We start from the raw sequence: 1,844 nt of genomic DNA on the forward strand, positions 1-1,844 counted from the left end.
GGGCGGAGGGCAGGAAGGACGCCGCGGCCTCCAGCTCCACCGGCGGGGGCGGCACGTCGAGGCCCCCCAGGCTCAGGCCCAGGCTGCAGTAGGCCAGGCTCAGCGCGGGCTGGTTGAGCGCGGTCTGGACCCGCCAGAAGTAGCGCTCCTCATAGCGGACCCAGGCCCGGCGCAGGTCGCGGGCGACGGCCTGGGTGGCCTGCAGGGTGGAGTAGGGCAGCCACCACTCGTAGCGGCCGCAAGGGGGTCGTCCGGTTGGGGATTGTCCGCCGGCACAGGCCTCGAGCAGGCTCTTGCGGGTCAGCGCCAGGTAGGGCCAGTGGCCCTGCGGGTTGAGCTCGAAGCGCTGGTCGGGGAAGGAGTAGAGGTAGTCGTCGGCGGAGAAGTCCTGGGCGCTCGCCGGGCTGACCAGCGCCAGCGCTAGCACCAGGGCCAGCACCAGGGGGCGCGGGCCGCCCCTGCGGCGTGCGGGCCTCCCGCCGCCTCCGGCGGCGTCCCGAAGGGGATCGTCCACGCTAACCCCCGGTGCTCAGGGCGGCGGCGTTGAGGGTGCGGCGCACGACGAAGGTGCGGGGGGACTCCCCCAGCTCCACCAGCGTCCACTCCAGCTCCAGCTCGCCGGGCGCGACGTCCTTGACCAGGATGCTCCCCGCCTGCACCGCCTTGGGCTCGAGGATCCCACTGGCGGGCAGGCGGCTGAGGCTGAAGCTCTTCTCCCGCCCGGCCTGGCGGATCACCAGCCGCGCCACGTCAGCCACCACCCGTCGGGGCGAGAGGTTCTCGAGGCTGTAGTTGATCACAAAAACCCCACCGCCCGCGAGGGTCTGGGCCCCGCTGACGCGGGCGAGGACCCATTCCTCCCGCGCCCCCATCCCGGCGGCCGGGGTGGGAACATCGGCCCGGGCGGCCGGGGGCTTCGCCCCTTCCCCGGCCGCCCGCCGATGAGCAGCGTCAGCCCGCTGACGCCGCTGGTGGTGCTGGTGTTGAGCTGGATGACGTTCTTGGACAGGCGGGTGATGGTGATGAGCTCGGGGCGGCCCAGGGTGCCCAGCTCCACGTAGTCGTGGGCGGAGATGACGGTGTTGAAGCCCTGGACCACCTCGACGGTCGCGGGAACCCGCTCGATCTCATCCGAGTAAAGCACTTTGTAGCTCTGAGCTAATCCCATGCCCAGCAGGACGACTACTACGAGCCATCGCTTCATTGTTTCCTCCTGTTGAATAAATTCATACCGCCGATTATAGCCAGTGCCCTCGAGAGCCCCGTACCTCTGCATGAGAGGCGGCATGCTCGTCTGCGTTCAGCGCGGGCGCCCTTCGCCCTCCAGCCGCAGGTAGACCCCTAGCACGCCCTCCGCGAGCACCCCCTCGCCCCCGAGGAAGCCGCCCTGCTGCAGGCGGGGGTCGTAGGTCAGCGACAGCCGCCAGGGACCCCACGGCGCCCAGCGGCCCATGGCCAGGCTGCCCAGCACGAAGGCCACCCCCCGCGCGGAGGAGAGCTCGGGGCGCTCGGCCCCCACGCTGCCGCGCGGGGCGAGGAACTGCCCCTGCAGGCGGGGGTTGTCCTCGTCGAGGTTGAGGCTGGCGTCGGCGTTGCCCTGCCCCAGCACGATGCTGCCGTCGCGGCTCATGACCGCCAGGCGGCCCTGGGCCGCGAGGTCGTCGCAGCGCGAGGGCAGCAGGCGTTCGCCGCTGCGGCCGCCCACGAAGGCGCAGGGGCTGCGCTCGTAGACCAGGCTGCTCACCACCCGCACGTCGCCGGCGGCCACCAGCTCCACCCCCACCCCCTCGGCCACCGCCCGGCCGAAGGGCCCGCCCTCCAGGCGCTCGACGCGCCCGTCGACC

2 protein-coding genes and 2 pseudogenes are annotated in these 1,844 nt (G+C 72.4%); all 4 read right to left on the bottom strand.

Annotated elements, in window-relative coordinates; genetic code table 11:
* Positions 1 to 514 (bottom strand): annotated as a pseudogene (locus tag Mterra_RS20950) (hypothetical protein); the annotation flags it as partial.
* Position 515: 1 nt separating this feature from the next.
* A complete protein-coding gene (locus tag Mterra_RS20955; RefSeq protein WP_119316840.1) occupies positions 516 to 800 on the bottom strand; it encodes a hypothetical protein in 285 nt (94 codons plus the stop codon).
* Positions 797 to 1,204 carry a hypothetical protein gene (locus Mterra_RS20960; RefSeq protein WP_119316841.1) on the bottom strand — a complete coding sequence of 136 codons (408 nt, stop codon included), beginning with the start codon at positions 1,202 to 1,204 and terminating at the stop codon, positions 797 to 799. The genes Mterra_RS20955 and Mterra_RS20960 overlap by 4 nt, the downstream gene beginning before the upstream one ends.
* Positions 1,205 to 1,300: 96 nt before the next feature.
* A pseudogene (locus tag Mterra_RS22690) lies at positions 1,301 to 1,844 on the bottom strand (DUF4900 domain-containing protein); the annotation flags it as partial.

The organism is Calidithermus terrae (assembly GCF_003574345.1).
Taxonomy (GTDB): Bacteria; Deinococcota; Deinococci; order Deinococcales; family Thermaceae; genus Calidithermus; species Calidithermus chliarophilus.